The organism is Knoellia subterranea KCTC 19937, from assembly GCF_000768685.1.
In the GTDB taxonomy this organism is placed as follows: Bacteria; Actinomycetota; Actinomycetes; order Actinomycetales; family Dermatophilaceae; genus Knoellia; species Knoellia subterranea.
In genome coordinates this window covers 1-24,684 of record NZ_AVPK01000014.1, presented here as the reverse complement: position 1 = coordinate 24,684, position 24,684 = coordinate 1, and the positions used below count along the sequence as shown (strand labels likewise).

At 70.0% G+C, this 24,684-nt stretch carries 28 protein-coding genes; 12 read left to right on the top strand and 16 right to left on the bottom strand.

Annotated features, from left to right (window positions below; genetic code table 11):
* Positions 1-38: 38 nt before the first annotated feature.
* The 4 genes from N803_RS16195 to soxR all read right to left on the bottom strand — a co-directional run bounded on the left by N803_RS16195 (position 39) and on the right by soxR (position 2,020).
* The gene (locus tag N803_RS16195; protein WP_281175021.1) at positions 39-326 is read right to left on the bottom strand and encodes a type II toxin-antitoxin system PemK/MazF family toxin; all 288 of its coding nucleotides are present in this window, start codon (positions 324-326) and stop codon (positions 39-41) included.
* A gap of 21 nt (positions 327-347) precedes the next feature.
* Positions 348-581, bottom strand: coding sequence for a ribbon-helix-helix domain-containing protein (locus tag N803_RS16190; protein WP_035907238.1), 234 nt, complete (start codon positions 579-581; stop codon positions 348-350).
* An 81-nt stretch (positions 582-662) separates the two neighbouring features.
* Entirely contained in the window at positions 663-1,535 is an 873-nt protein-coding gene (locus N803_RS16185) for a phosphoribosylaminoimidazolesuccinocarboxamide synthase (RefSeq protein ID WP_035907236.1), read from the bottom strand.
* A 23-nt stretch (positions 1,536-1,558) separates the two neighbouring features.
* Positions 1,559-2,020, bottom strand: coding sequence for a redox-sensitive transcriptional activator SoxR (gene soxR / locus N803_RS16180; protein WP_035907235.1), 462 nt, complete (start codon positions 2,018-2,020; stop codon positions 1,559-1,561).
* A 64-nt stretch (positions 2,021-2,084) separates the two neighbouring features.
* Between soxR and N803_RS16175 the strand changes: the two genes are divergently transcribed.
* The 5 genes from N803_RS16175 to N803_RS16155 all read left to right on the top strand — a co-directional run bounded on the left by N803_RS16175 (position 2,085) and on the right by N803_RS16155 (position 6,642).
* The gene (locus tag N803_RS16175; RefSeq protein WP_169743117.1) at positions 2,085-3,551 is read left to right on the top strand and encodes an MFS transporter; all 1,467 of its coding nucleotides are present in this window, start codon (positions 2,085-2,087) and stop codon (positions 3,549-3,551) included.
* Between the two features lie 43 nt (positions 3,552-3,594).
* Positions 3,595-4,185 carry a biotin transporter BioY gene (locus N803_RS16170; RefSeq protein WP_035907233.1) on the top strand — a complete coding sequence of 197 codons (591 nt, stop codon included), beginning with the start codon at positions 3,595-3,597 and terminating at the stop codon, positions 4,183-4,185.
* 11 nt (positions 4,186-4,196) lie between these two features.
* The gene (locus tag N803_RS16165; RefSeq protein ID WP_035907231.1) at positions 4,197-4,892 is read left to right on the top strand and encodes an energy-coupling factor ABC transporter ATP-binding protein; all 696 of its coding nucleotides are present in this window, start codon (positions 4,197-4,199) and stop codon (positions 4,890-4,892) included.
* On the top strand, positions 4,892-5,497 hold the full coding sequence (locus tag N803_RS16160; RefSeq protein WP_035907228.1) for an energy-coupling factor transporter transmembrane component T family protein: 606 nt from the start codon (positions 4,892-4,894) through the stop codon (positions 5,495-5,497). Before N803_RS16165 ends, N803_RS16160 begins: the two co-directional genes overlap by 1 nt.
* Before the next feature lie 74 nt (positions 5,498-5,571).
* Complete coding sequence (locus N803_RS16155) at positions 5,572-6,642, top strand: hypothetical protein (RefSeq protein WP_035907227.1); 1,071 nt, start codon at positions 5,572-5,574, stop codon at positions 6,640-6,642.
* Between the two features lie 12 nt (positions 6,643-6,654).
* Here the strand turns inward: N803_RS16155 and N803_RS16150 are convergent, their stop codons facing one another.
* Positions 6,655-7,098, bottom strand: a complete 444-nt coding sequence (locus tag N803_RS16150; RefSeq protein WP_035907226.1) for a VOC family protein — start codon at positions 7,096-7,098, stop codon at positions 6,655-6,657.
* A 71-nt stretch (positions 7,099-7,169) separates the two neighbouring features.
* Between N803_RS16150 and N803_RS16145 the strand changes: the two genes are divergently transcribed.
* Positions 7,170-8,099 (top strand): LLM class F420-dependent oxidoreductase, encoded by a 930-nt coding sequence (locus N803_RS16145; RefSeq protein ID WP_035907224.1) that lies wholly within the window; start codon positions 7,170-7,172, stop codon positions 8,097-8,099.
* A gap of 23 nt (positions 8,100-8,122) precedes the next feature.
* On the opposite strand, the gene purD is transcribed toward N803_RS16145, so the two are convergent.
* On the bottom strand, positions 8,123-9,403 hold the full coding sequence (gene purD, locus N803_RS16140; protein WP_035907223.1) for a phosphoribosylamine--glycine ligase: 1,281 nt from the start codon (positions 9,401-9,403) through the stop codon (positions 8,123-8,125).
* Positions 9,404-9,755: 352 nt separating this feature from the next.
* Between purD and N803_RS16135 the strand changes: the two genes are divergently transcribed.
* Together N803_RS16135 and N803_RS16130 are read left to right on the top strand one after the other, a co-directional pair.
* Positions 9,756-10,748 (top strand): helix-turn-helix transcriptional regulator, encoded by a 993-nt coding sequence (locus tag N803_RS16135; protein ID WP_211253540.1) that lies wholly within the window; start codon positions 9,756-9,758, stop codon positions 10,746-10,748.
* A 117-nt stretch (positions 10,749-10,865) separates the two neighbouring features.
* Complete coding sequence (locus N803_RS16130) at positions 10,866-13,079, top strand: HelD family protein (protein WP_035907220.1); 2,214 nt, start codon at positions 10,866-10,868, stop codon at positions 13,077-13,079.
* Positions 13,080-13,185: 106 nt separating this feature from the next.
* Here N803_RS16130 and N803_RS16125 read toward each other — a convergent pair whose 3' ends face one another.
* Positions 13,186-13,368, bottom strand: a complete 183-nt coding sequence (locus N803_RS16125; RefSeq protein ID WP_035907218.1) for a hypothetical protein — start codon at positions 13,366-13,368, stop codon at positions 13,186-13,188.
* Between the two features lie 145 nt (positions 13,369-13,513).
* Between N803_RS16125 and fbaA the strand changes: the two genes are divergently transcribed.
* From fbaA to N803_RS16105, 4 genes are all read left to right on the top strand, one after another.
* Positions 13,514-14,542: a class II fructose-bisphosphate aldolase gene (gene fbaA, locus N803_RS16120; RefSeq protein WP_035907216.1), complete on the top strand. Its 1,029-nt coding sequence runs from the start codon at positions 13,514-13,516 to the stop codon at positions 14,540-14,542.
* Positions 14,543-14,579: 37 nt separating this feature from the next.
* Positions 14,580-14,984: a DUF3151 domain-containing protein gene (locus tag N803_RS16115; protein ID WP_035907214.1), complete on the top strand. Its 405-nt coding sequence runs from the start codon at positions 14,580-14,582 to the stop codon at positions 14,982-14,984.
* Positions 14,985-15,219: 235 nt separating this feature from the next.
* Positions 15,220-16,023, top strand: a complete 804-nt coding sequence (locus tag N803_RS16110) for a helix-turn-helix domain-containing protein (RefSeq protein WP_035907211.1) — start codon at positions 15,220-15,222, stop codon at positions 16,021-16,023.
* 95 nt (positions 16,024-16,118) lie between these two features.
* Positions 16,119-17,417 (top strand): adenylosuccinate synthase, encoded by a 1,299-nt coding sequence (locus tag N803_RS16105; RefSeq protein WP_035907210.1) that lies wholly within the window; start codon positions 16,119-16,121, stop codon positions 17,415-17,417.
* 39 nt (positions 17,418-17,456) lie between these two features.
* Here N803_RS16105 and N803_RS16100 read toward each other — a convergent pair whose 3' ends face one another.
* The 9 genes from N803_RS16100 to N803_RS16060 form a co-directional block, all read right to left on the bottom strand.
* A complete protein-coding gene (locus N803_RS16100; RefSeq protein ID WP_035907209.1) occupies positions 17,457-18,356 on the bottom strand; it encodes a crotonase/enoyl-CoA hydratase family protein in 900 nt (299 codons plus the stop codon).
* Positions 18,357-18,531: 175 nt separating this feature from the next.
* The gene (locus tag N803_RS16095) at positions 18,532-19,527 is read right to left on the bottom strand and encodes an outer membrane protein assembly factor BamB family protein (RefSeq protein ID WP_084764626.1); all 996 of its coding nucleotides are present in this window, start codon (positions 19,525-19,527) and stop codon (positions 18,532-18,534) included.
* A gap of 168 nt (positions 19,528-19,695) precedes the next feature.
* Positions 19,696-20,277 carry a hypothetical protein gene (locus tag N803_RS16090; RefSeq protein ID WP_035907205.1) on the bottom strand — a complete coding sequence of 194 codons (582 nt, stop codon included), beginning with the start codon at positions 20,275-20,277 and terminating at the stop codon, positions 19,696-19,698.
* On the bottom strand, positions 20,274-20,510 hold the full coding sequence (locus N803_RS16085) for a hypothetical protein (protein WP_156969832.1): 237 nt from the start codon (positions 20,508-20,510) through the stop codon (positions 20,274-20,276). Before N803_RS16085 ends, N803_RS16090 begins: the two co-directional genes overlap by 4 nt.
* A gap of 19 nt (positions 20,511-20,529) precedes the next feature.
* Positions 20,530-21,771, bottom strand: coding sequence for an AraC family transcriptional regulator (locus tag N803_RS16080; protein WP_052112393.1), 1,242 nt, complete (start codon positions 21,769-21,771; stop codon positions 20,530-20,532).
* Positions 21,772-21,874: 103 nt separating this feature from the next.
* Positions 21,875-23,116, bottom strand: coding sequence for an RNA polymerase sigma factor (locus tag N803_RS16075; RefSeq protein ID WP_035907203.1), 1,242 nt, complete (start codon positions 23,114-23,116; stop codon positions 21,875-21,877).
* The gene (locus N803_RS16070) at positions 23,113-23,571 is read right to left on the bottom strand and encodes a YciI family protein (RefSeq protein ID WP_035907201.1); all 459 of its coding nucleotides are present in this window, start codon (positions 23,569-23,571) and stop codon (positions 23,113-23,115) included. Before N803_RS16070 ends, N803_RS16075 begins: the two co-directional genes overlap by 4 nt.
* On the bottom strand, positions 23,568-23,957 hold the full coding sequence (locus N803_RS16065) for a YciI family protein (RefSeq protein ID WP_052112392.1): 390 nt from the start codon (positions 23,955-23,957) through the stop codon (positions 23,568-23,570). The genes N803_RS16070 and N803_RS16065 overlap by 4 nt, the downstream gene beginning before the upstream one ends.
* The gene (locus tag N803_RS16060; RefSeq protein WP_084764625.1) at positions 23,954-24,403 is read right to left on the bottom strand and encodes a YciI family protein; all 450 of its coding nucleotides are present in this window, start codon (positions 24,401-24,403) and stop codon (positions 23,954-23,956) included. The genes N803_RS16065 and N803_RS16060 overlap by 4 nt, the downstream gene beginning before the upstream one ends.
* Between the last annotated feature and the right edge of the window lie 281 nt (positions 24,404-24,684).

The window sequence follows — 24,684 nt, the reverse complement described above, 5'->3', positions numbered from 1 at the left end:
GGCTACTGGCCCGGACGGATGTGCCGACGAAGGGCACCTCAGCCCTGAAGCTCGAAGGCCAGAACGATCGCCCTGGTGAGCGAGCGCTCCTGACTCGGCAGCAACGACCCCACGCGGCGCCCCACCTGCCCGGCGTCCAAGGTGAGGATGTTGTCGCAGTTCACCACGCATTCGTGATCCAGCCCGTTCTCGGGGCCCAGGCGCACCTCCGTGGGGATGCCCAGGATCGTCGAGGTCACCGGCGCCACTGTCACCTTCGTGAGGAACACCTGAGCTGTTTCGCGAGTGAGGATGACGCAAGGTCGTGACTTTCCACCATGTCGCACGAGATGGATCGCGCGCACTCCTCAGTCGTCCCAGGTGACGGTGGAGGCAGCAGCGCTGACCCACTCATCGAGCTCAGGGTCCCGGGGTGCCGCCGCGAGGACTTCCGCTTCGCGCGCGTAGATGCGTGCACGCAATTCACGTTCCAGCGCCGACTCGATGATGGCGGCACGGCTGCGGGCTCCCCCCGATGACACGAGGGCGTCGAGTTGGGCGACAAGTCCATCGCTGAGGCGAACGGAGATCTGCGTGCTCATGCTCCGACGTTACGCCTCATGGGTGACAGAGTGAATCCCACTCATCGTAGGGCACCTGAGGCACCGTGGGGCGGATTCTCCTCAGGCGAACGTGCGCCCAGTCAGCCGCTCAAATGCCTCGACGTACTTCGCCCGCGTCCGCTCGACCACGTCGGCGGGCAGCGCCGGCGGAGCCTCACCCGACGCCTTGTCCCAGCCACTCGCCGTTGAGAGCAGCCACTCACGCACGAACTCCTTGTCGAAGCTCGGCTGCGTGTGCCCCGGCTCCCACTGGTCGGCGGGCCAGAAACGGGACGAGTCGGGCGTGAGGACCTCGTCGGCCAGCACCAGCTCGCCGTCCGGGCCAACCCCGAACTCGACCTTGGTGTCGGCAATGAGGATGCCCCGCTCGGCGGCAATCTCGTTGCCCCGAGCGAGAATTCGCGTCGTGAGGTCGCGCAGTTCCGCGGCTCGGGCGTCGCCCACGGCCCCGACGACGGCGTCGTACGACATGGGCTCGTCGTGCTCCCCCATCGGCGCCTTGGTCGAGGGCGTGAAGATCGGGACATCGAAACGGTCCCCGTCGACCAGTCCCTCGGGCAGGGCAATGCCACTGACCGTCCCGTCGGCGCGGTACTCCCGCAGCCCACCGCCCGTGAGATAGGCCCGGGCCACGCACTCCACCGGCACCATCTCGAGGCGCTGCACCAAGACCGCGCGTCCCGCCACCACCGAGGGCACGTCGGTCGACACCACGTGGTTCGGCACGATGTCGGCGAGCTGCTCGAACCACCACAGGGACAGCTGCGTGAGGACTGCACCCTTGTCCGGGATCGGCGGGTCGAGAATGAAGTCGAACGCCGAGATGCGGTCCGACGCCACGAGCAGCAACTGGTCGTCGCGCCCGTCCGGCGCGTAAAGGTCACGCACCTTGCCCGAATAGACGTGGGTGAAGCCGGGGATCTCAAGCGCCATGCCGCTGATTCTGGCAGCCGCGCTCACTCCTGGACCGCCCGGGCCGCGACGGGCCAACGCTGCGCGCCCGGCCCGTCGGCGGCGTGCACGTCCTCCGCGTTGTAGATCGGGCACGTCGCCATCGACAGGCATCCGCAGCCGATGCAGTCGGTCAGTCCGTCACGCACCCGGGTCAGGGCTTCGATCCGCTCGGTGAGCGCGTCGTGCCACACCCGCGACAGTCGCGCCCAGTCACGCTTCGTCGGCGGGTGGTCGTCGGGCAGGGTCGCGAGCGCCTCACCGATCTCGGCGAGGCTCAGTCCGAAGCGTTGCCCCGCGCGGATGACCGCAATGCGGCGCAGCGTATGCCGTCCGTAGCGGCGGTGGTTGCCGGCATTCCTTTCGCTGTGGATGAGTCCGCGGTCCTCGTAGAACCGCACGGTCGGGACGGAGACGCCACTACGGGCGGCCACGTCACCGATGGGCAGGAGGTCGCGCTTGTCCATGTCGTCACCCTGTCAGGGAGACGCAGTTGATCTCAAGCGCACTTGAGATATGACACTCCTCGGCATGACTTCGACGACCCGAGTGCCGACAGCGACGACCCGAGTGCCGACAGCGACGACCGGCGACTTCCCCACTCCCGAGCGGCTGTTCAGCGCCCGTCACTTCCCCGTCGCCCTCGGCATCGTCGCCCTCGTCACGCTCGGCGCCTTCGAGAACCGGGCGACGATCAGCATCATGCCGACGGCGGCCCGCGCCCTCGACGGACTGGCGTGGTTCGGACCGGCCAACGCTGCGTCGATGGTGACGTTCATGGTGGCCGTGGCCGTGGGCGGCCGGTGGGTGGACCGGGTCGGCTCCCGCACCGTCCTGCTGAGCGGGCTCGCCACGTTCGCCGTCGCCCAGGTCGTCACGGCGAGCGCACCCTCGATGACGGTCTTCATCGCCGGCCGCGGCATCTCGGGCGTCGCCGAGGGTCTCATCGACGTGTCCACCCTCGTCTTCGCCGCTCGCGCCCTCCCCGAACACCTGCGCGCCAAGGTGTTCGCGACGTTCGCCGCCGCGTGGATCCTGCCGAGCCTCGTCGGACCGGGAGCTGCCGGCGCCGCAGAGGCGCTCATCGGGTGGAGGCTCGTCTTCCTCCTCCCGAGCGTCCTCCTCGTCCCGGCCGTCCTGCTGATCCTCCCCGGCCTGCGTCGCGTCTCTCCTCGGCGCGACGCCTCGGCCCCCACGCCATCCGACCCGGCCCACGGCACGTCCGGGCCGCTCCTCCCGGCACTGGGACTCGCCACCGCGGTCGCGCTCCTCAGCGTCGGCGGCCCGCTCGCCTTCGACGGCGGACCCCACCGGTATGCCGGTCTCACCAGTCTCGTGATCGGTTCGGCTCTGCTCGTGGTCACGATCCGAGCGGCACTGCCGGCGGGCACGCTCCGGGCGGCGCACGGCATACCCGCTGTCGTCGCGCTGCGCACCCTCCTCGTCATCGCGTTCGGCGGCATCGGTGGCTATCTCCCACTCATGCTCGACGTGACCCACGACGTGGGCCCGGCCCTCGCGGGCATCAGCCTGAGCGTGACAGGGGTCTTCTGGGCCGCGGGTTCGGCCATCCACGGCCTGGACCCCGTGCAGCGCCGCCTCGACGCCGCAGCCCGGGTGCGCCTCGGCCTGACCCTCATCGCCCTCGGTGGAGTCGGCCCGGTCCTCCTCTCGCTCGACGTCATCGGCCTCGTCCCCGGCCTGACCGGCTGGGCTGTCGCCGCCACCGGTATGGGTCTGTCGTCACCGAGCCTCGCGACCGAGATCTTCACCCTGGCGCCGGAGCGCGAACAGGGCCAGGCCACCGCGGCGTCGCAGATCGGCGCCAGCCTCGGCTCCGCGCTCACGACGGCCGGCGGTGGAGCGCTCATCGCCGCTCGTCACGACACCCTCGATGGCGGCGTCTTCGCACTACTCATGGGTATCTCCATCGCCACCGCCGTGATTGCCCTCACGGTCACGCACAGGATGCGTCCGGAGACGATTTCCGGACATTGAGGTGGGTGCCGCAACCCCTTGGCGGACTGGCACACTCCCTCCCATGCTCAAGTCCCGCGACCTCGCGCTCATCGCCATCTTCACCGGCATCATCGCCGCCCTCGGCCTCATCCCGGCCATCTCGCCGTTCGGCGGTGCAGTGCCCATCACCGCGCAGTCGATGGGCATCATGCTCGCCGGCGCCATCCTCGGCTCGAAGCGCGGCGCACTGTCGGTCCTCCTCTTCCTCGCCCTCGTCGCGATCGGCCTGCCTCTCCTCTCGGGCGGCCGCGGTGGCCTCGGCGTCTTCGCGGGCCCGAGCGTCGGCTACCTCATCGGCTTCCCCGTCGCGGCCTTCTTGGTCGGCCTGCTCACCGAGCGCGTCGGCCGGCCCTACAGGCTGACCCTCGGCACCATGGCCAACATCCTCGGCGGCGTCATCGCCCTCAACGCCATCGGCATCGTCGGCATGGCGATCGTCCTCGAGGTCAGCCTCATCAAGGCGACCACCCTCGCCGCCGCGTTCATGCCGGGCGACCTCATCAAGGCCGTCCTCACCGCGTTCGTCGCTGCCGGCGTCCACGCCGCCTACCCGGGACTCATTCCGGCCCGCGCCGAGCGCAACGTCGCCAAGGGCGAGCGCGTCTCCGTCTGAGCGCCGCTCTCGTGCCCGAGATCCGCGTCGCCTCCGTCAGCCACTCCTTCGGCGACGGGGCGGCGCGGCGACCGGTTCTCCGGGACGTCGACGTCGTCCTCACCGAGCACCGCATCGGCATCGTCGGCGCGAACGGGTCCGGCAAGTCGACGTTCGTCCGGCTCCTCAACGGACTCATCCGACCCGATGCGGGGACGGTCACGGTTGACGGTCGGGACACGGTCAAGGACGGTCGTGAGGTCCGCCGCCGAGTCGGCTTCTGCTTCACCGACCCCGACGCCCAGATCGTCATGCCCACCGTCGCCGAGGACATCGCGTTCGGTTTGCGGCGACGCGACCTGAGCCGAGCCGAACGCGAGGAGCGCACCCGGGCCGCACTCACGGCATACGGGCTCGACGGTCACGCCGACCACCCGGCGCACCTCCTCTCCGGCGGCCAGAAGCAGCTCCTCGCGCTGGCCAGCGTCCTCGTCACCGAACCCGACCTGCTCGTCCTCGACGAGCCCACCACGCTGCTCGACCTGCGCAACGCAGCGATGGTCCGTCGGGTCGTCGACGGCCTCCCCCAGCAGGTCGTCCTCGTCACCCACCACCTCGACTTGCTCGACGGCTTCGACCGCGTCCTCGTCTTCGACGACGGTCGGATCGTTCACGACGCGGGGCCCGCCGAGGCCGTCTCTGCCTATCGAGCCCTCGCGGCCGGCTGATGCCCAACCCCGTCCCGCTCTATCTGCCCGGCGACTCCGTCGTCCATCGACTCGGCGCCGGGACCAAGTTGCTCGTGCTGCTCACCGCCGGTGTCGCCCTGGCGCTGTGGCGGTCCCCCTGGCAGGTCGGAGTCGCCCTCGCGCTCGTGCTCTTCGGGTATGCCGTGGCGCGCCTTCCGCTGCGAACCCTCCTCCGCCAGGTGGTCTCGTTGGCGTGGATCGCGGTGCCGTTGTTGGTGATTCAGTGGATCTTCGCCTCGTGGGAGATCGGCGTCGGGGTGGTCGGATCGTTCGTGACGCTCGTCCTGCTCGCCGGGCTCGTGACCCTCACGACGCGCACCACGGCGATGATCGACGTTGTCGTCCGGGCCGCCGGATGGCTGCGCCGCCTCGGCGTCGACCCGGAGCGTGTCGGGCTCATGCTCGCCCTCGGCATCCGGTCGGTGCACGTCGTCCTCGGGCTGGCCGAGGAGGTCCGCGAGGCGCAGTACGCCCGTGGGCTCCGAGCGAGTCCGCGGGCCTTCGCCGTGCCTCTCATCGTGCGCTCCCTCCGCCACGCCGACCGCCTCGGCGAGGCCCTGACCGCGCGCGGCGTCGACGACTGACACTGCGCTGCGACCTCACGCTTCGACGGCGACGGGCCGCTCGCCCCGATGACCCACTCGCGTAGGTTCCGAACATGCACTCCGACGTGGCCTCGACACCTGCGGACCGGGCGCACGGGGCCGCACATCTCGGCGGCGACGACGTCGCGTTCACCGAGGGCGAGGTGGTCTGGCACCACACCAACGGGCCCGGCCTCCTCTCGATCCTCGATCGGCACTGCCTCTGGGCCACCGCTGCGCCGTTCCTCAACGACCAGCAGGAAGTGGCCCTGGGGGGTGACCTCATCGTCCGCCGGCTGGACGAGCTCGCCCAGGGGTCGGACGCCGACGAGGTCTACGTCGAGATGGCGGCGCGCGTTCGCGAGGGCCTGCGGGACGGGCACGGCCCCAGCGCGGCGGCCTTCCACATCCTCAGCGCCTCCCGCACGTGGGACAGCCTCGTCATGTGGCGCAATTACGGCGGCAGCCGGGAGTCCTATGCGATCGGCCTTGACGCGTCTGCGCCCCTCCAGGTCCTCGGGGATCCCGAGATCGACCCCACGGCCTACGGCTGGTCGCCGGGTGGGGTGGCGATCCGTCGGACTGCGTGGGAGCCGGTGCGCTACACCGAGTCCGACCAGCTCGCCCTCGTCGACGCCGTCCTGGACGACCTTCCAGGCCAGATGCGGCGGCTGCGTGACCACGTCCACGAGTTCGTCGGCGGTCCCGGCTCCACCATCGATCCGGGCGAGCGCCCGGCCGCCCGTCCGGAACTGCCTGCCGACCTGGAGGCCGAGTTCGGGCAGACCCGCGACGACCTCGAACAGGCGCTGCTGCTCATCAAGCACCGCGGCTTCGTCGACGAACGCGAAGTGCGCAAGGCGATCGTGCTCTGGTCCGACGAGTCGGAGGCGGCGCGCGAGTCCGCGGCCCGGCTCATCCGCTACCGATCCACGGCCTACGGCATGGCCCCCTACGTCGAACTGACCGGAGCATCCGACGACCACCCGGTGGCGCGGCACCCCTCTCCCCTGCCCATCCGCGCCGTGGCCATCTCGCCGTCACCGAACGGCCCGGAAGCCACCGAGTCGCTGCGCGGTCTACTGGCCTCGCGCGGGTATGCCGGGACGCCCGTCCTCCGATCCGTCATCCCCTTCCGCGGCTGACCGGAGCTGCCCTCACCCGATGCAGAACTCGTTGCCCTCGGGGTCGAGCATCACCAAGTGGTCCAGGTGGCCGTCGACGACGTCCTCCCGCAGGGTCGTCGCGCCGTGTGCCACGAGGTCGGCTTCCTTGGCGCACATGCGTGAGAGCCGCAACTCCTGGTCGAGGTGACGGCCCCCGCTGACCTTGACGTCGAGGTGCACGCGGTTCTTGACGGTCTTGGCCTCGGGCACCTTGAGGAAGCTGATCGTCGGCCCGTCGCCAGCGGCCGGTCGGATCGCCGCGCCGTCACCCCACTCCTCCTCGGGCACCTCGTGATCCCGCAGGAACGTCGGCCAGTCGTCCCACCCCTCGGGCGGTGGCGCCTCCACCCAACCCAGCGCCCGGGCCCAGAACCGGGACACCACCTGGGCGTCGGCGCAGTCGCACGTGATCCCCAGAACCAGTGCCTCATCCATGGTGCCTGAACCTACGGTCGGGCACCGACAGGGCAGGCGCTCCCCCACCGTCCCCTCCTAGTCTGGGGTCCATGGACTTCCGGATCTTCACCGAACCGCAGCAGGGCGCGACCTACGACGACCTCCTCGCGGTGGCGCGTGCAGCCGAGGACGCCGGGTACGACGGGTTCTTCCGGTCCGACCACTACCTCCACATGAGTGGCGATGGTGCCCCCGGCCCCACGGACGCCTGGATCACGCTCGCCGGGCTGGCCCGGGACACCCAGCGCCTGCGTCTCGGGACGCTCGTGACGGCAGCGACGTTCCGCCTGCCCGGACCACTTGCCGTGGCCGTTGCCGGCGTCGACCAGATGTCGGGTGGTCGAGTCGAGTTGGGCATCGGTGCGGGATGGTTCGAAGCCGAGCACGCGGCATACGGAATCGACTTCCCGGACGTCCGGGAACGGTTCGACCGGCTCGAAGAACAGCTGGCAGTGATCACCGGCCTCTGGACCACGCCGCGCAACGAGACCTTCAGCCACGACGGCTCCCACTACCCGATCGTCGACGCCCCCGGACTCGTTGCGGCGGCGCAGCCGGGTGGCGTGCCGATCATCATCGGCGGCAGCGGGAAGCGCCGCACACCCTCACTCGCGGCCCGCTACGCCGACGAGTTCAACGCCGCCTTTGACTCCGTCGAGACGAGTGGTGAGCTGTTCGCGCGCGTGCACGGCGCCTGCGAGGAGCACCGTCGGGACCCCGACGAGCTCGTCCTGTCGGTGGCGCAGGTGCTCTGTGTCGGCAACGACGAGACGACGCTCCGCCGCCGGGCCGCCGCGATCTCCCGTGACGTCGATGAGCTCCGCGCCAACGGCCTCGCGGGATCGACGGACGAGATCGTCGACAAACTCGGCCGCTTCGCCGAGGTCGGTGCGACCCGCGTCTATCTCCAGGTGCTCGACCTCGCCGACCTCGACCACCTCGAGGACTTCGCCGCGGACGTGCTGCCCCAGCTCGGCTGAGGCGGCGGGGAGGCGGCGTCGGGTCAGCCGACGCTGATCTCGTCGCGCGCCGCCCGGAGCGCGATGTCGCTGCGGTGGTGCGACCCGTCGAGTTCGACGAGTTCCACTGCGGCATAGGCGCGTTCGCGCGCCTCGGCAAGGTCAGCGCCGGTCGCCACGACCGACAGCACGCGCCCACCCGCAGAGACCAGAGCGCCGTCACCATCGAGCGCCGTTCCGGCGTGGAGCGCGTATGCCGTGGGCACGCTGTCGATGCGGTCGAGACCGACGATGGGGTCACCCGTGCGCGGCGTGCCCGGGTAGTTCTCCGAGGCCACGACGACGGTGACGGCATGGTCGTCGGACCAACGCAGCGCGTCGTAGTCGTCCAGCCGGCCCGTTGCCGCCGCCTTGAGGAGTCCACCGAGGGGCGTGAGCAGACGGGCGAGGACGACCTGGGTCTCGGGGTCGCCGAAGCGGGCGTTGAACTCGATGACCCGCGGCCCGCGCGACGTGATGGCGAGGCCGATGAAGAGGACGCCGACGAACGGGGTCCCGCGGCGCCGCATCTCGTCGATCGTCGGCTGCGCGACCCGGCGGACGAGCTCGTCGGTCAGGTCCTCCGGCGCCCAGCCCAACGGGCAGTAGGCACCCATACCGCCGGTGTTGGGCCCGGCGTCGTCATCGGCCACCCGCTTGAAGTCCTGGGCCGGGGAGAGCGGCAGCACGGTGACCCCGTCACTGAGCACGAAGAGCGACACCTCGGGACCGTCGAGGAACTCCTCGACGACGACCCGGCCGCCGTCCTTGGCGAGGCAGGCCTCGGCGTGCGCCAACGCGGCGTCACGGTCATCGGTGACGACGACGCCCTTGCCGGCAGCGAGCCCGTCGTCCTTGATGACGAACGGTGCCCCCAGCGCGTCCATCGAGTCGGCGACCTCATCGAGTGTCGTGGCGAGGTGCGCCAAACCAGTGGGAACCTCCGCAGCCGACATGACCTCCTTGGCGAAGGCCTTGCTGCCCTCAAGCCGAGCGGCGTCGGCAGACGGCCCGAAGACGTCGAAACCGCTGTCCCGCAACGCATCCGCGACACCGGCGACGAGGGGAACCTCGGGGCCGATGACGACGAGGTCGACCTCGTGCCGCTGCGCGATGGCCACGACGGCTGCACCGTCGGTGACGTCCGCCAGGGGTTCGCACAGGGCAAGGGTGTCGATGCCCGGGTTGCCCGGGGCGGCCACGACGGCATCGACGGCCTGGTCCCGGGTGAGGCTGCGGACGATGGCGTGCTCGCGGGCACCGGATCCGATGACGAGGACCTTCATGGGCGCCAAGCCTAGGGGCGCGGAGTCGGGCCGCCGACGGCAGTCCGCGGACGGCATACGCGATGCTGGTCGGCCGGTCCGACCGCGGATCGCGAGGTGCTGCGCCAGCCCACCACAACGGGCGGACCAGAATCCCTGGCACAAAAGGGTGGGCGCGGTGCGCCCGGGGAGCAGGGGGGTACCCCCGGGTGCACCGCGCCCGTCCACGCGGCTCACGGTTGGGGGGAACCGGTGCTCTGCGTGAACGTCGACGAGGTCGACGTGTCCCACCATGACACGTCGTTCACGGTTCATTCAAACCGAATGGCGGCGGGTTCCTGACAATGTCGCTTTTCCGCCATAGTGTGTGCGCGTGACGGAGGCCAACCCCCGCCCCTTGGGCGACGAACTCACGACACGCATCTATCTCCTCCTCCTGCGCATGCCGAACCCGCGACGGGCCGCGCTCCTGCACGAGGGCTTCACCGAGAGCGAGGTCGCGTCGGCGCTGGCCAGCCTCCAGCGCCGCGGCATGGTCGACGCGAGCCGCCGCGAGGTCATCGAGGTCTTCCCGCCCGACGCGACGCTGCCGGCCTACGCCGCCGAACTCGACCGACAGGCGCGGGCGACACGGTCGGCGATCGACGGTTTGGCGCACATGTATTACGAGGCGCGCAGCGGCGAGTCGGGCGTTCGGACCAGCCCCGAGGTCTCGCTGCTCGACACCGTCGACGAGATCGAATCGGCGTTCTTCCGCGCCGGCGCCCGGGCCGAGAGCCGGATCGTGCGACTCATCGCGCGCAGCGAACGCATGGACCGGGTCGTCATCCGGCACGCGGAGTCGATCCTCGCGGACCGCCCCACGACGACGCCCCGCAACCTGGAGCGTCTCGTCGTCTTCGAGCAGTCGATTCTCGAGGTCGAGGGTGCCTTCAGCGCGCTGGAGACGATGCGCGCCGACGGGATCGACGTGCGCCTCACACCACACCTGGCGTTCTCCGTGCTTGCGGTCGACCGATCCGTCGCGGTCATCGACATCAGCCACCTCGAACCCGGGGGCGGCGGATCCCTCTATGTCCAGCAGCGGCAACTCGCGAGCGCCCTCATGGACATGTGCATCGGCCTCTACGCCCTGAGCACCCCTCTGCCCCGCACCCCGAGCGGCCCGGCCCTGCGTCGCCTCACCGAGCGCGACGGTCAGATCCTCGCCCTGCTCGCCGCCGGTGCGAGTGACCTGACGATCGCCCGCCAGCTCACGATCTCCCAGCGCACGGTCGAGCGTCGCGTGCGCATGATCATGGACGAACTCGGGGCGACCACCCGGTTCCAGGCGGGCACGAATGCCGTGCGGCGAGGCTTCCTCTGACGGAGGCGCGCGGTTGCGCGAACTCCGTCCGTCCTGCGCGGTCGCGCCGCGTAGACTTTCCGCTTCCGTGTGCTTTTGACCGCGCACACTCGCAGCTCTGCAGGGAGGGCCTCGCCCGTGACGACCACGCGCCCCGGTGCCACTGACACCTCGGCTGACGTCGCTCGTGAGATCGAGTTGGAACAGGCGCACGTCGACCGCGTCTACGCCGAGCTCGAGAAGGCGTCCGGACGTGCCGCCGATGTCGAGGCCGACGGCCTCGCCCGCGGCCGGACGAGCCGCACCGGCGATGTCCGCGACGAGGAACTCACCGGGCTCTTCGAGCGCGATGCCCTCGTGTATGCCGCCGCGAAGCGCCGTTCCGCGATCGAGAAGCAGTACGAAGGGCTCGTCTTCGGCCGCCTCGACCTCGGCGAGGTCTCGACGCCGGCAGCGGACCGGGAGATCCGCCACATCGGCCGGCTCGGGGTGCGCGACGACGACTACGAGCCGCTCGTCGTCGACTGGCGCGCGCCTGCGGCTGCCGCGTTCTATCGCGCCACCCCGGTCGACCCCATGGGGGTCCTGCGCCGGCGCGTCCTGCGCTGCAGCGGGTCGACCGTCGTCGGTGTCGAGGACGACCTCATGGTCCCCGAGGCCCCCGACGACATCGTCGTGGTCGGCGACGGCGCGCTCATCGCCGCGCTGACGCGCAGCCGTGGACGCCAGATGCGCGACATCGTCGCCACGATCCAGCGCCACCAGGACGAAGCGATCCGGGCCCCCTCACGAGGGATCACCGAGATCACTGGTGGACCCGGAACGGGGAAGACGGTCGTCGCACTGCACCGTGCGGCATACCTGCTCTATTCGGAACGGCGTCGCTTCGAGTCCGGCGGCATCCTCGTCGTCGGCCCGTCGGCCGCCTACACCGCCTACATCGAACGCGTCCTGCCCTCGCTCGGCGAGGACAGCGTCGCCCTGCGAGCCCTCGGCGACCTCGTCGACGGTGTGACCGCCGTCCGGCTCGACTCCCCCGAGGTCGCGGCGATCAAGGGTTCGCTGCGGATCCGTCGCGTGCTGTCCCGCGCCGCCTCTCGGCCTCCCGAGGGTGCCCCGTCCGAGTTGCGCGCGTTCATCAACGGGCACGCAGTCCGGCTCGATTCCGGTGTCCTCAGCGGCATCCGGCGCCACATCCTGCGATCCAGCCAGCACAACCTCGCCGCGAAGCAGGCCCGCGAGGAGCTGGCCCAGGCCGCCTGGAAGTCCGTGCGCCAGGGCGACCGTGACCAGTTCTTCGACGCCTTCGACTCCTCGCGCGACATCGACGCCTTCGTCCAGTCCTGGTGGCGCCAGGTCGATCCGCGCGAAGTGCTGCTGACCCTCGCCGACACCGACCACGTCCTCGGGCTGGCCCGGGGTGTCCTCAACCACGAGGAGTCGGCCGCACTCGCGCAGTCGATGCGTGAGGCCATCGAACTCGGCACCTGGTCGGTCGCCGACGTCGCCCTCATCGATGACGTCTCGGCGCGACTCGGACCGGTCCAGCAGCCGGAGGCCGAGGAGCGCGGGTTCTATGAGATCGAGGAATTCGACGACCTCTCGTCCTATGGAGTTCTCGACGTGCGCGCCGGCGTCGACCGACGTGACGGTGCGACCTCCACCACGAGCGTGGTGACACCGAGCACGGCCCGCGAGCGACTGCTCCACGGCCGGATCGAGCGATCGTCGAGCAGTGCCCACGTCCTCGTCGATGAGGCCCAGGACCTCTCACCGATGCAGTGGCGGATGCTCGCGCGTCGGGGCCGCAACGCCTCGTGGACCGTCGTCGGTGACGCGGCGCAGGCGTCGTGGGGCGACCTCGAGGAGGCCCGCTCGGCGCGCCGCGAGGCCTATGGCAGCCAGCAGCTGCGCGAGTTCCACATGGACACGAACTACCGCAACGCGCGCGAGATCTTCGACTACGCCCGCGACGTCATCCTCCCCCTCGTGCCCGACGCGGACATCCCGGAGGCCGTGCGAGAGACCGGCGTGGCGCCGGTGGACCGGGGCTTCGAGGACAGTCCCGCATCGGCGACCGACGATGCTGTGCTCGAACTGCTCGGCGATGTCGAGGGATCGATCGCGGTCATCACGCCGGCCCGATGGGCCGACCGGCTCCAGCACCTCGACGGCGCCGGCGAGGGCCGCGTCCAGGTCATCGACCCGCTGTCCACCAAGGGTCTCGAGTGGGACGCGACCGTCGTCGTCGACCCGGATGCGATCGTCGAGGAGTCACCCGGTGGGGTGCGAGTGCTCTACGTCGTGCTCACCCGAGCAGCCCACCGGATGACGGTGCTCCGCCCGAACTGATCCTCGCGGGCGTGACACCACCGGAGCGACTCCGGCGCGGTGGCATGCAGCGGCGCCGCCCGAACACTCGGACGGCGCCGCAGGAACCGCAGTGGCGCTGGTGCGCTCAGGCGGCCTGACTCTTGGCGAGGCGCGCTGCCCGCTTGCGGGAGAGGCGACGCAGTTCCTTCGTGTTGTGCTTCTCGATCTCGGCCTCGGAGTGCGGGGTCCACGCCGCAGCAGCGGTTGCTCGCGAGTCGGCCGCGGCGGCATCGGCCTGATTGTCCGCGTCGCCTCGACGTGGCGTCACCGCGTCGGCGCGTCCACGCTGCCGTTGCGCGGCCGACCATCCCCGCGACCCTGGGTGACTGGCCGGTAGTTGGGCACGGTGTTGCCACCACGTGGCGCCGTGGAAGGATCGGCAACGATCCGGCTCGCCCGTCAAAGGAGACCCCATGCCCATCGCAACCCCCGAGATCTACGCCGACATGCTCGACCGGGCCAAGAACGGCTCGTTCGCCTACCCGGCCATCAACATCACGTCCAGCCAGACCGTGACCGCCGCGATCCGCGGTTTCGCCGAGGCCGGCAGTGACGGCATCATCCAGGTCTCCACGGGCGGTGGCGAGTACGCCTCGGGCTCGACGATCAAGGACATGGTCACCGGCGCCAAGGCGCTGGCCGCCTACGCCGAGGAGGTCGCGAAGAACTACCCGGTCAACATCGCGCTCCACACGGACCACTGCCCCAAGGACAAGCTCGACGGCTTCGTCCGCCCCCTCCTCGCCGCGAGCGCCGAGCGGGTCAAGGCCGGCGGTCTCCCGATCTTCCAGTCGCACATGTGGGACGGCTCGGCCGTGCCGCTCGACGAGAACCTCCGGATCGCCGAGGAGCTCCTCGCCCTGTGCAAGGAGGCGAACGTCATCCTCGAGATCGAGGTCGGCGTCGTCGGCGGCGAGGAGGACGGTGTCGACAACGAGATCAACGAGCAGCTCTACACGACTCCCGAGGACGCGGTGGCCACGGTCAAGGCCCTCGGTGCGGGCGAGAACGGTCGCTACCTGACGGCTCTCACCTTCGGCAACGTCCATGGCGTCTACAAGCCGGGCAACGTCAAGCTCCGCCCCGAGATCCTCAAGACAGCCCAGGAGGCCGCGGCGGAGGCCCTTGGCCTGGGCGCCGACGCACGCCCGTTCGACCTCGTCTTCCACGGCGGTTCGGGCTCGACGGCCGAGGAGATCGCGGCCGCCGTCGACTACGGCGTCATCAAGATGAACGTCGACACGGACACCCAGTACGCCTTCACCCGCCCGGTCGCCGAGTGGATGATGCGCAACTTCGACGGCGTCCTCAAGATCGACGGCGAGGTCGGCAACAAGAAGCAGTACGACCCGCGCGCCTGGGGCAAGGAGGCCGAGGCGGCCATGGCCCGTCGCGTCGTCGAGGCCTGCGAGAACCTCCGCTCCGCCGGCACCCACGCCTGACGAACCCTCACCGGCGACGAGCGAACGGACCAGCACAGTGAGTGACAACCTGCTCGGCATCCCCGAGACGAAGCTGCCCGAGGATCCCGCGGCGGCCCGGCTGGAAGCCGGCGTGGCCGCGGACCAGGTGGCGGCGGCATACCCGGCTTCTCCGATCGCGTGGGCGACCCTCGCCGAGGACGCCCTCGAGGACGGCCGGACGATCGAGGGCTACGCCTTCGCCCGCACGGGCTACCACCGTGCCCTCGACGCGCTGCGCCGCAACGGCTGGCGCGGTCAGGGGCCGGTGCCGTGGGAGCACGAGCCCAACCGCGGCTTCCTGCGCGCCCTCGCGGCACTGTCGCGCGCGGCCGGGGCGATCGGTGAGACCGACGAGGAGCGGCGCTGCGCCGACTTCCTGCGCGACTCGTCGACGACCGGCGCCCGCGAACTGGGGCTCTAGCACCCACACCCACCGCAGCGGCGGCACAGCACAGCGAGAAGGGCTCGGACCAGGTGGTCCGAGCCCTTCTGTGTCCCCTGCCAGGGAGCGCCGCGCCGAAGCGCGCTGCCCATCCAGGCGTGTCCCCTGCCACCTCTGGATGAACGTGGCTCCATGATGCACTCTGCACAACGAATTCTGAGACACTTAGATGCCATTGGCAGCAACCTGCCAGTTCTCTTGCTCTGGAGTCGTCATGACCGATACCTCCCGCGACCTCGTGGCCCCCGCTCGACTGCTCGAGGAGTACTTCGATCGAGAGGACTCACGCATCGAGGAACGCCTGCGCGACCTCGGTCAGGTCCGGCAGCTCCTCACCCGGCTCGAGCGGTCCCGCCCCTCGCACTCGAACCAGGGCATCGAACCGATCAGTGACGAGATCGCACCCACCGTCGTGCAGCGACTCCTCGGCGAAGCCAGCGGCGTTCTGCGCAACGTCGCCATGGTGGTGGACGCCGGTCCGGCCATGGACGACACGACGATGCGCGACGGCCAGCAGTGGGTGAGCGCCGGGAACGTCCAGCGCACGCTGTATCCCGCGAGCGTCCTCGACACCCCGCAGGGCCTGCAGTGGCTGCGGTCGTGGGCCGGAGTCGGTGAGGAGCAGCGGCTCCTGCCCGAGGTGGGTTCGGAGTTCGCCGTCTTCGGCGACGTCGGCGCGGTCGGCCTCGCGCGGTGGGGGGATCTCACTTCTGGATACGTGCTCGTCCGCGACCCACTGGTCATCGCGACCCTCACCGCCTACTTCGACCTCGCCTGGGAGCATGCGCACGCCGTTCCGTTCGCCGCGAGCCTCCCCGGCGACGAGCGCCTCATCGAGCTGCTCGGCATGGGACTCAAGGACGAGGCGATCGCCAGGTTCCTCGGGATCGGGCTGCGCACCGTCCGCCGACGCATCGCTGCGCTCATGTCCGTCCACGGCGTCGACACCCGCTTCCAACTCGGCGCTGTCCTCGCGGTGACGCGGAACGGATCGGTGGGCGGACGGCATACCCGATAGGCTGTTGGCTCACCCGGGGCCCGCCGCGTGACGCGCGACGGGCCTCACGCATGTCACGCAGGCACGGGTCCGCCCCGTGCAGGGAAGGACACCAGATGCCGGCAATCGTGCTGGTCGGCGCCCAGTGGGGCGACGAGGGCAAGGGCAAGGCCACCGACCTCATGGGCGAGGACGTCGACTACGTCGTCAAGTTCAACGGAGGCAACAACGCGGGCCACACCGTCGTCATCGAGAAGGACGGCAAGCTCGAGAAGTACGCCCTGCACCTGCTCCCCTCCGGCATCCTCACGCCGAGCGTGACCCCCATCATCGGCAACGGCGTCGTCGTCGACCTCGAGGTGCTCTTCGAGGAGCTCGACGGCCTCGAGGAGCGTGGCGTCGACACGAGCAAGCTGCTCATCAGCGCCAACGCGCACGTCATTGCGCCCTACAACCGCACCCTCGACAAGGTCACCGAGCGCTTCCTCGGCAAGCGCAAGATCGGCACGACCGGCCGCGGCATCGGCCCGACCTACGCCGACAAGATGAATCGCGTCGGCATCCGGATCCAGGACATCTTCGACGAGGGCATCCTGCGCCAGAAGGTCGAGGCCGCACTCGACTTCAAGAACCAGGTGCTCGTGAAGATCTACAACACGCGCGCCGCCGAGGTCGACCGCGTCGTCGAAGAACTTCTGTCGTATGCCGACCGGTTGCGTCCCATGGTCGCTGACACTGCGCTCGTGCTCGAGCAGGCGCTCAACGAGGACAAGAACGTGCTGCTCGAAGCCGGGCAGGCGACCCTGCTCGACGTCGACCACGGCACCTACCCGTTCGTCACGTCGTCGTCGGCGACCGCGGGTGGTGCGTGCACCGGCTCGGGCATCCCGCCGACCCGGGTGTCGCGTGTCATCGCGATCCTCAAGGCCTACACGACCCGCGTCGGTGAGGGCCCGTTCCCGACGGAGCTCGACGACGACAACGGCGAGTTCCTGCGCAAGACCGGTGCTGAGTACGGCACGACGACCGGCCGCCCGCGCCGCTGTGGCTGGCTCGACGTCGTCATCGGCCGCTACGCGACGCGCATCAACGGTGTCACGGACTTCGTCATCACCAAGCTCGACGTCCTCACCGGACTCGAGCGGGTGCCGATCTGTGTGGCCTACGACGTCGACGGCGTCCGTCACGACGAGATGCCCGTGGGCCAGACCGACTTCCACCACGCGCAGCCGATCTACGAAGAGATGCCCGGCTGGTGGGAGGACATCTCCGGCTGCCGCACCTTCGAGGAGCTGCCGGCGAACGCGCAGGCGTACGTCCTGCGTGTCGAGGAGCTCATCGGTGCCCGCGTCTCGGCGATCGGTGTCGGCCCCGGCCGCCACGAGATCATCGAGCGCCACGCGCTGCTGGACTGACGCAGGTCGCCCAGCGACCGAGCCCGAAGCTGTGAGGCGTCAGTCGCTGAGGCGTCGCGCGCTGCTGCGGGCGATCCAGTCGTCGTAGAACGGAGGCATCTCGCTGGCGCGGGAGCCGTAGTTCGGCGAACGCTTCTCGAGGAAGGCGTGCACGCCTTCGTCTCCGTCGCCGATGCTCGTCCAGAACATTGCGAGCGAGTCGGCGAAGTGGGCCTCGAGCGGACTCGACGCTGCTGCGTTGCGCAGGATGAGCTGGCGGGCGAGGGCGACGCCCACGGGTGAGCGCCCGAGCGTCCAGGTGTCGATGAGAGCTCGGGCCTGGGCAAGCAGGTCTTCGGGCGCGTGGACGGCACGCACGAGCCCGACGTCCAGCGCTGCGTGGGCGTCGAGGATGTCGGCGGTCAGGATGAGATCGAGGGCCTTGTCGAGACCGACGATGCGTGGAAGGAAGAAGGACGAGCACGCCTCCGGGACGATGCCGAGACGGCCGAAGACGAAGCCGATGCGGGCCTTCTCCGAGGCGAGACGCGCGTCCATCGCGAGGGTCATCGTCGCGCCAATTCCCACGGCGGCGCCGTTGATCGCCGCCACGACGGGCTTGCGGCAGTCGTGGATCGCCAGGGTGACGCGGCCGCCGGTGTCGCGGACGGCTCGGGCGGACTCGCCGTCGAGGTCCGCGAGGTCGTCGAATCCCGGACGCAGGCTGGCGTCGAGTCCGAAGACGTTGCCGCCGGCCGTCAGGTCCATGCCGGCGCAGAAGGCCCGACCGGCGCCGGTGACGATGATGCCGCGCACGTCGTCGCGCTCGTTGGCGTCGCGGAACGTGCGTTCGAGCTCGTCGGCCATCGTCGTCGTGAATGAGTTGAGCTGCTCCGGCCGGTCGAGGGTGACCGTGAGGACCCCCTCGTCGACGGTGTGGCTGAGGGTGGTGAAGTCCACGGTGGCTCCTCGGGTGGTGGTCACGGTTCGATCAGCGGGCGGCGCCGGCGGCAACCGGCGCGTCCTTGCACGAGTGCAGGCAGAGCACTCCTGCGCTGCTCCGCCTCGGCCATGATCGTCGACACGATGGTCTCTCACGACTCGACCGAAGTCGCGACGGCTGCCGCGACTGCCCTCAGTCGAGGCGGTAGCCGGTCAGCCAGCCAACCTGCGTGGTTGAGTCCGGACGCAGGAACACGACCACGTTGTCGAACCTCGCCACGAACTCGATCGCCGGCACCGATCCCGGCGTGCCTTCGGGAGACCACGTGCGACCGTCGACTCGGGTGAGGGCCATCGCAGCGCCCTCGGGAAGCACCCGGACGAACCCGCGGTCGTCGGCGAAGACGGTCTCGCCGTTGACCCGCGCCCGCTGCCAGAGCTGCCTTCCGGACTTCTCGTCGAACGCGAAGAGCTGGCTCGCGCTCTCCGTTGCGAGCCACCCCAGAACGACGCCGTCATGGCGAGCCAACTCCCGGAAGTCGTTGTGCACCACCGGTTTTCCGTCGCTGCGCACCAACTCCAGTTCGGCCGCCGCCGCAGTGCACGCCGAAGAGCCAGCCGCCACCGGCGAGCCGTCGGCAGAGGCGAAGCATGTGAGGGGTCCATCCCCTTGCCCGAGTGAGCCGCCACCCCCGAGCACGATCGCGCCAGCACCCGTCCGGAGCGTCCTGTCGCCATCACTCACGGGGCGCGACCACTGGAGCGCGCCCGTTGCGACATTGACTCCGGCGAGCGTTGCGCACCCCTTGCCGCCCAGGACGCCCACGACGGCCGCGCCGTCGTACCTGGGAGAGATCGCACAGATCGGGGTCTCCCCCAGGGGCCGCGTCGACCACGACTGCTCACCGGTCGCGGCGTCGTAGGCGATCATCGGCCCCGGCACGGACGCGCCAGCGCGTGTCACAGGGGTGTCGGTGGTCGAGATCCACGATGTCGCCCCGACCAGGTTGGCCTGTGCCAGGAAGGCACTGCGCTCCCACACGCGGACGGGCTCGATCTCCGACCGGGCGGCCGGCGATGCCGACGTCGTGTGGCCGGCCGTGGTTGCGGGCTCATCCGTGCAGCCCGTCAGACCAGAGAGCATGAGGACGGCTGCAACCCCCGCGGCAATTCGCCGATACCCCACCATGTCCGCAGTGTGGCACGGCGCGTGCGGGGTGCCTCCCGGATTCAGGAAGACACTCTCGCCCCGGGACAGCCGCGCCGACGGCGCGCGGACGGCATACACCGCCTCCCGGACCCCGGCGGCCCGGGAGGCTGTGTATGCCGTCCGCTCACGTCTGTCAGCAACCTCGCCTCAGGCGGTGGTCGCCGCTCGCGCCCGCCTCAGGAGGACGGACCCGACGACCCCGGTGGCCAGCAACCCCACGAGCAGTCCGACGGCGATGGGGGCGGTCCACGTCGCCCACGCGATGTCGGAGTGGTGCCACGCCATGCCGATGAGTCCGAGCGTGCCGATCGAGGTCAGCGCCAGCAGTCCCGGTCCAACACGGTCCAGATCGGCCTCGACGAGCGCCTGAAGGAGGGCGACACCCAGAGTGAGACACCAGACGCCAAGGGCACGACTGTCGATGGTCGAGACCGACCACGGCACGAGCTCTCCCCAGAAGTCCGGCCGGACGATGAGCCCGAGACCGAGCCCGAGGAACGCCGAACCCTCCAGCGCGATGAGCGGGACGACGGGCTTGGGGAGTGGCGCGACCTCGGCGAGGGGGAAGCCCGGCTCGCGTAGCTGAGTCACGAGGACCAGACCGACGAAAAGGGTGAGTCCGAGCATGGCGAGCAGCCAGCCCCAGGCCACGGCGAAGGCAATGACGTCGCCGCCACCGAGGGCGAGGTCGCCGCGGTGCACGAGCGAGACGCCGAGCATTCCGGTCACGAGGACCCCGGCAGGGACGACACCGATCCGGAGCTCCTCCCACAGCGATCCTCTTCGAGGGCCTCGATGACGTGGTCCGGCGGGTTGTTCGGGTCAAGGCCCGCGACGAGGTCGATCAGCGGGATGACGACGAAGACGACGATTGTCGGGGCAAACCAGAAGATGCCCTGGCCAGTGACCGTGACGAGGCCCCAGCCGACGAACGGCAGGATGGGAATGACGAGCCCAAGCACCCACAGGGGCTTCTTGTTGTCACGCCAGGGACGGGCGGCCCGAACGCGACCGGGCGGGGTGACCGCCTCGGTCTGTCGAGTGCGCGCCGACGCCTCGGCGGAGAGCGTCATTGCTCCTCCAGGAGTGGTCCAGCAAGGGTGGTGATCGAACGCTACTGACCAGTAGGCGCGCGCTGGACATACTCGAAGACGACAGCTTGGCCGGCGATGCGGACCGTCCACGGGTCGCGTGCCGCCGCGACAACGGCGCTGCACCCACGCTGCTGCGGTAGGTACTGGGTGCCACACCGCGCCACCGGTGGAAAGCCTGGGAGAAGCTCGACACCTCGACGTAGCCGAGGCGTTCGGCGACGTCGACCACCGGCATCCCGGTCGCGAGGAGCTCCATCGCCAACTCCTCCCGGACGCTGGCGACGAGGTCGCAGAAGGACGTCCCTTCCTCGATGAGCCGACGCTGCAGAGTGCGCTCCGAGATGTGCAACCCCGCCGCGATGGCGACGATGTCACCCCACTGCTGCGGACCGGAGATGAGAGCGGAACGGACGGCGCCGGCATACCCGACTCTCGCGCGCTTGCTCTGGAGCAGTTCGCGACATTCCCGGATGGCAATCTCTGCCCGAACGGGGTCGGCATGCATCAGCGGTGCCTCGAGCAGGGCCGCGTCGAAGGCGCCGAAGGTCGTCGGTGCGTTCATGCGCACCGGCGCACCGAGGAAGGCTTCCAGCAGCGCCTGGTCCTCGGGCGTGCCCTGCTCCTGGGTGTCGATGTAGCGCAGGTCGAGGAGGTAGCCGAGGAGTTCGAGTTCGATGCGTCGCGTGGCCATTCCGTCCCGCTCGAGGACGAAGGACCGAATCTCCTCGGGCAGCTGGGACGTGTCGTAGTACAGGCGAGCCTCGTCACCCACCACGCGGAGGGAGAACGAACTCATCGCGAAGCTCAGGTCGAGGAACCGCGTGGCGGTGCGCAGTGCGCTCCCGACGTTCGGGCTGGTGAGGAGGGCGTAGCCCCGCACACCGAATGTCTTCACCGGGTACTGGATGCCCACCTGAGCGCCCAGACCGACCACGTGACCCAGCTCGCGGACGATGTTGGAGACGAGGGTGACCTCCTGCTCGAGGACCACCTCACCGTCGGGGTCGACGAGGAGCTCGGAGGTGATGCCGGTGCCGCGCAGCGTGACGTCCCGGGGCACGCCACGCTCGGCGGCGACCGCGACCGTCACGGCGGATGCGTGGACCGAGCGCGGGACACTCAGCTGCATGATTCACCTCCCGGGAGACGACGCCGTCGCCGAGGAATCCTCGGAAGGCGATCGCCGCATTCGGGGCGGATTGGGCGCTATTGGGGGCAAAGCGTGACTGCGATCACGTGTCCTGTGCGGGTTCATCCGGGGCGAGATCGGCCCAGCGAACCTCCAGGTGGCGCCGTTCGATGTCGTTCTCACACACGGCAATGGCCTGCCGCAGCGCGATCCGTGCCGCCTCCGCCTCACCTGCTCGAGCCAGGAGTTCGCCACGCACGGCAAGGATTCGGTGACCCGCCATCTCGACACCGTCGAGCAACTCGAGGCCGGCCGCCGGCCCGTCCGCCTCGGCGACGGCCACGGCTCGCGCCACACGCACGGCGGGAGAGGGCGAGATCGTCTCGAGCTCCGCGTAGAGGTCCGCGATGCGTTCCCATCGAGTGTCCGCGGCACTGGGCGCCGTGGCGTGCTCCACCGCAATGTGCGCCTGGAGGCGATAGCTCTCGGACAGCGCGGACGTCGCCGCCCCCGTGGCCTCCAGCAGGCTCAGAGCGTCGGCGATCTCGTCGTGGTGCCACCGCCCGCGGTCCTGGTCCGGGAGGAGGACGAGCTCGCCGTCGTCGCCGATCCGGGCGTCGCGGCGGGAGTGCTGCAGAGCCATGAGCGCGATGAGGTGCGCGAGCGTGTCGGATGGTCGCAGCGCGTGCGCGACGCGGGCGAGCCTGATCGCCTCGCCCGCGAGTTCCGCGCGGAGGAGGTCGGGTCCGCTCCCGGGCGCGTAGCCGGCCGTGAACGCGAGGTATGCCGTGTGGCCCACGACGTCGAGCCGCTCACCGATCGCTTCGGTCCCGGGGATGGCGAACGGGATGCCGGCCGTGACGATCTTCTTCTTGGCGCGGGTGATGCGGGCCGCCATCGTCGACTCGCTCACGAGGAAGAGGCGGGCGATGTCTGCCGTCGAGATACCCATGACGAGTCGCAGGGAGAGTGCGCTCGCCCCCTCGGGTGGCAGCGCAGGGTGCGCGCACATGAGGACGAGGCGCAGGAGATCGTCGTCGACGACGTCGCCGGTGTCGGCCATGACCCCCTCCTTCGGTCTGCGCTCGGCCTCGACGGTGAGCAGTGGCTCCTTGCGGGCGGCCATCGCCTCGGCCCGCAATCGGTCGAGGATGCGACGACGGGCCGTGGTGACGAGCCATCCGCTGGGGTTGTCGGGCTCACCGTCGTCGGGCCACCGCTTCTGCGCAGCCTCGACGGCGTCAGCCAGCGCGTCCTCGACGAGATCGAGGCGACGGAACTGCGCGAGGAGGAGGGCCACCAGGCGCCCCCACTCCTCGCGCACGACCCGTTCGAGTGTCGTCATCCCACTCGCTCACCGCGCGCGTCGAGCTCGACCACGGAACGGATCTCCACGGCATACGCCGGTGGGAGGAGGGACGCGGCCGCGATGGCGGAGTCGAGATCGGGAAGCTCCACGTCGTAGTAGCCGCCGATCATCTCCGCCGACTCCGCGAACGGTCCGTCGCTGACGACCACTCGCCCACGCGCTCCTTCGCCCGGGCGTGCATCCGCGCGCTCGACGGCCTGTGCGTCGGCGTGAGTGTCGGCTGGAGCATCACCGTGTTGAGTCACTCGCGTGTGCCGAACGGTCGTCGCGGTATCCGCGTCGGCGAGAGGCGCGCCGCTGATGCGGCGGCCGCGCGCATCGACGAACCGGTGGAACGCTTCGTGACCGTCGACGTAGACCTGGCGCTCCTCCGGCGTGGCCGATTCCCAGCCTCCGGGCTCGTAGGCAATGAGAAACAGGTAGCGCCTCACGGTTCTCGGTCCTCGGCAGTCGGGACGCGGCGGACCTCGACGGCGCCCATTCCCGCCGACGCGTGGTCGGGCCCGGCGACGATCGCAACGAGGCTCAGGAGATCGTCCAGGTTGTCGGTCTCGACGTCGTAGTAGCCGGTCAACTGCTCAGTCGTTTCCGCGAACGGCCCGTCGCTGACGACGACGTTGCCCTCGGCGTCGGCCCGCACGAGCTTGGTCTCGCGCGAGTGCGTGAGCTCTGCGCCGCCGAGGACCGTGTGACCGTTGGCGCGGAGTTTGGTGCCGAACTCGTCGTGTCGCGCATAGACGGTGTCGCGTTGCTCCCGAGTCAGCGCCTCCCACGCGTCTTCGTCCCCGGGCAGGAGGATGAGGTAGCGCTGCGTCATGACTGGCGCTCCTCGTCCGTGACGACCGGGCGGACCTCGATGCCCTCGCCGATGGCGGCCAGTTGCTGACAGCAGTCGAGGAGGTCGTCGAGGTCGCTGGTCACGATCTGGTAGAAGCCGCCGACATGCTCGACGCTTTCCGCGAATGGCCCGTCCACGACCGGCCCGCCACCGGTCGGGATGGACTTGGCGGAGGCCCGACCGTGAAGTTCGGCGCCGCCCGTCACGGTGTGCCCGCGCTCGGCGAGTTGCTCCGAGAATCGGCCGTAGACGGCATACCCGTTCTGGCGCTCCTCGTCGGTCATGGAGGTCCACCAGCGGTCGGGGTCCCCGACGATGAGGACGACGTACTCCCTCGGCTCGCCGCCAGGCGTCGTCGTGGTTGTGGTCGTGAGAGCCGTGGTCGTGGGAGCCGTGGTCGTGGTGGTCGTGGCCTGATTGCTCATGTCGTGCCCCTTCGGTATCGACAGGTCGCGGACGCGACCTCACTCCACTGACGAGCGAACCACACCCCGATCGACAGCGGGTGGCCGAAAGTCCAGCAGGAAATTTCAGAAGGGGATGGGGTCGGGTGGTCGTGGGGGTCGGGGTGGGAAGGCGACGACGAGGTCGTGTCCGGGGGTGACGAGGGCGGTTGTGAGGTCGATGCGGGGCTGGTCGCCGTCGTGGAGGGGGGTGCCGTCGAAGGCGTAGGTGACACGGCGGCTCTGGCCGCGGAGGGCGTTGT

What these genes read in the sequence shown, in the direction of transcription:
- N803_RS16190 (WP_035907238.1), bottom strand. Translation starts at nt 581, where the DNA reads ATGAGCACGCAGATCTCCGTTCGCCTCAGCGATGGACTTGTCGCCCAA.
- N803_RS16185 (WP_035907236.1), bottom strand. Translation starts at nt 1,535, where the DNA reads ATGGCGCTTGAGATCCCCGGCTTCACCCACGTCTATTCGGGCAAGGTG.
- soxR (WP_035907235.1), bottom strand. Translation starts at nt 2,020, where the DNA reads ATGGACAAGCGCGACCTCCTGCCCATCGGTGACGTGGCCGCCCGTAGT.
- N803_RS16175 (WP_169743117.1), top strand. Translation starts at nt 2,085, where the DNA reads ATGACTTCGACGACCCGAGTGCCGACAGCGACGACCCGAGTGCCGACA.
- N803_RS16170 (WP_035907233.1), top strand. Translation starts at nt 3,595, where the DNA reads ATGCTCAAGTCCCGCGACCTCGCGCTCATCGCCATCTTCACCGGCATC.
- N803_RS16160 (WP_035907228.1), top strand. Translation starts at nt 4,892, where the DNA reads ATGCCCAACCCCGTCCCGCTCTATCTGCCCGGCGACTCCGTCGTCCAT.
- N803_RS16155 (WP_035907227.1), top strand. Translation starts at nt 5,572, where the DNA reads ATGCACTCCGACGTGGCCTCGACACCTGCGGACCGGGCGCACGGGGCC.
- N803_RS16150 (WP_035907226.1), bottom strand. Translation starts at nt 7,098, where the DNA reads ATGGATGAGGCACTGGTTCTGGGGATCACGTGCGACTGCGCCGACGCC.
- N803_RS16145 (WP_035907224.1), top strand. Translation starts at nt 7,170, where the DNA reads ATGGACTTCCGGATCTTCACCGAACCGCAGCAGGGCGCGACCTACGAC.
- purD (WP_035907223.1), bottom strand. Translation starts at nt 9,403, where the DNA reads ATGAAGGTCCTCGTCATCGGATCCGGTGCCCGCGAGCACGCCATCGTC.
- fbaA (WP_035907216.1), top strand. Translation starts at nt 13,514, where the DNA reads ATGCCCATCGCAACCCCCGAGATCTACGCCGACATGCTCGACCGGGCC.
- N803_RS16110 (WP_035907211.1), top strand. Translation starts at nt 15,220, where the DNA reads ATGACCGATACCTCCCGCGACCTCGTGGCCCCCGCTCGACTGCTCGAG.
- N803_RS16105 (WP_035907210.1), top strand. Translation starts at nt 16,119, where the DNA reads ATGCCGGCAATCGTGCTGGTCGGCGCCCAGTGGGGCGACGAGGGCAAG.
- N803_RS16095 (WP_084764626.1), bottom strand. Translation starts at nt 19,527, where the DNA reads ATGGTGGGGTATCGGCGAATTGCCGCGGGGGTTGCAGCCGTCCTCATG.
- N803_RS16080 (WP_052112393.1), bottom strand. Translation starts at nt 21,771, where the DNA reads ATGCAGCTGAGTGTCCCGCGCTCGGTCCACGCATCCGCCGTGACGGTC.
- N803_RS16075 (WP_035907203.1), bottom strand. Translation starts at nt 23,116, where the DNA reads ATGACGACACTCGAACGGGTCGTGCGCGAGGAGTGGGGGCGCCTGGTG.
- N803_RS16065 (WP_052112392.1), bottom strand. Translation starts at nt 23,957, where the DNA reads ATGACGCAGCGCTACCTCATCCTCCTGCCCGGGGACGAAGACGCGTGG.
- N803_RS16060 (WP_084764625.1), bottom strand. Translation starts at nt 24,403, where the DNA reads ATGAGCAATCAGGCCACGACCACCACGACCACGGCTCCCACGACCACG.